Origin of the sequence: Streptomyces mutomycini (genome assembly GCF_001700505.1) — a bacterium.
GTDB classification, from domain to species: Bacteria; Actinomycetota; Actinomycetes; order Streptomycetales; family Streptomycetaceae; genus Streptomyces; species Streptomyces mutomycini.
The window spans coordinates 1-1,593 of the sequence record NZ_MAPV01000393.1 but is presented as its reverse complement, the minus strand read 5'-3'; the positions used below and the strand labels follow the sequence as shown (position 1 = coordinate 1,593).

Annotated in this window: 2 protein-coding genes and 1 pseudogene; all 3 read right to left on the bottom strand. The window is 70.2% G+C overall.

The genetic code is table 11. From position 1 onward, the window contains the following. Positions 1 to 182 precede the first annotated feature (182 nt). Positions 183 to 404: a hypothetical protein gene (locus BFF76_RS30675; RefSeq protein WP_065849516.1), complete on the bottom strand. Its 222-nt coding sequence runs from the start codon at positions 402 to 404 to the stop codon at positions 183 to 185. A gap of 3 nt (positions 405 to 407) precedes the next feature. Beyond that, positions 408 to 857 (bottom strand): hypothetical protein, encoded by a 450-nt coding sequence (locus tag BFF76_RS30670; RefSeq protein WP_065849515.1) that lies wholly within the window; start codon positions 855 to 857, stop codon positions 408 to 410. A 163-nt stretch (positions 858 to 1,020) separates the two neighbouring features. Continuing rightward, positions 1,021 to 1,593 (bottom strand): annotated as a pseudogene (locus tag BFF76_RS33240) (DUF2637 domain-containing protein); the annotation flags it as partial.

Here is a 1,593-nt window from a genome sequence, read left to right as displayed (position 1 = left end):
GGGCGGAACGGGAGGACGTTGGTGTCGTCGCTCATGATTTTCCCTTCGGAACGCCTTGACAGGCTGTGACCGCCTCGCGTACGCGCGCACGTGTCCGTGCGCCCGAGCGCCCGTGCCTCCGCATTACGCGAGCCGAAGGCGGTCACAGCCCGGATTGACCGGTGGATTGATTGACCCGGCGGTCACTGCTCGTAGCGGGCGACCCAGTTCGCGATGGTGCGGGAGAGGTCGTTCCACGCCTCCTCGTCGCCGCTCTTCTCACGGGTCGCGGCGATGGCCCGGGCCCGCTCCATCCACGACTCGGCCAGGCCGCGCGGACCACGCTCGGCCCTCTCCGCCTGGCGCTTCTGGAAGTGCGCCAGGCGGTTGGCCGCCTGGCGCTCGGCCTTCGTCTGCGCTGCCACCGGTCAGGCCCCCCGCCGCAGGCCGTCGAAGACGTCCCCGAACTCGTCCCTCTTGGCCTGCACCGCCGTCCCGGCCTGGCCCGACTCGATCGCCGGGGCCTGCCCGTTCTTCGCCAGTACCTTCCGCCGGCGCTTCTCCTCGCGCCTGTTCGGCAGGTCCTCGTACGCCTTCTGGAACCGGGCGTTGAAGCTGATCAGGTCGGCCAGCGCCTTCTCGACGTCGTCGGCCGCCTTGAACAGCGGCTTCGCGACGTGCCAGGCCCGGAGCTTGGCCTGTCCGGGCAGGTCTCCCTCGATGGACTCCATCTCCTTGACCTCCGCGTCCATCTCGCGGGCCAGGCGGCGCAGGTCGTCGACGATCGGCAGGAGCTGCGCCCGGCGCTGCTCGAGGTGGATCGCCCGGTCCGCGGACGACAGGAGGTGCTCGGAAGTCCATTTCTCGGCGGAACTCATGGGTTTCTCCTCTACCGTTGGGACTGTGACCAGGGCGGTAAGCACGTCCTGGTCGTGGTGGCTGCTTCCGGCAGCCGCGGTGACTGCTTCCGGCAGTCGCGACGAAGGCCAGCCCGATTGGTGCGGGCTGGCCTTCATCGGTGTGTGCCGGACTACTGTGGTCTCACGCCGTACGGGACGGCGCCTCCGGGTCGATCCCGCGAGCGGGGTCGTATCCGGCTTCGATCAGCGCGACGGCGTCGGCCTTGGTGGTCGACGCGGTGCTGCCGGAGGTGACTCCGATCGCCGTGGCGACCTCCTCCAGCGACACGTCCTCGGGCGCCTTCGCCAGGATCATCCGAGCCACGACGCGCACCCGGCGCTGGCGTGCGGTGAGGTTCGCGGTGTCCTCGGCCTCGACCGCTCGCCGGGTGATTTCGGCTTCCTGCAGCCGGGCTTCGGCTGCTCGCCGCTTCGCTTCGGCTGCTTGCTTCTCCGCTTCGGCTACTCGCTGCGTGGCTTCGGCAGCACGCTGGTTGTCGATCGCCGCCTTCACAAGATCGGCCGCCTTCGTCTTCTCCGCTTCGGCTGCTCGCGCCTCGGCTTCGACCACTCGCGCGTTCGCTTCGGCTGCTCGCTTCTTCGCTTCGGCCACTTCCTCGGACTCGACCGCGTCGGTCAGCGAGGTCGCCGCGCGAGCCTGTGCGTCAGCGTGCGCCTCGGCCTCGGCGACCGCCCCCCGGGCCTGGGCCCCGGC

Coding starts and splice junctions, on each gene's coding strand:
- BFF76_RS30670 (WP_065849515.1), bottom strand. CDS start 857: ATGAGTTCCGCCGAGAAATGGACTTCCGAGCACCTCCTGTCGTCCGCG.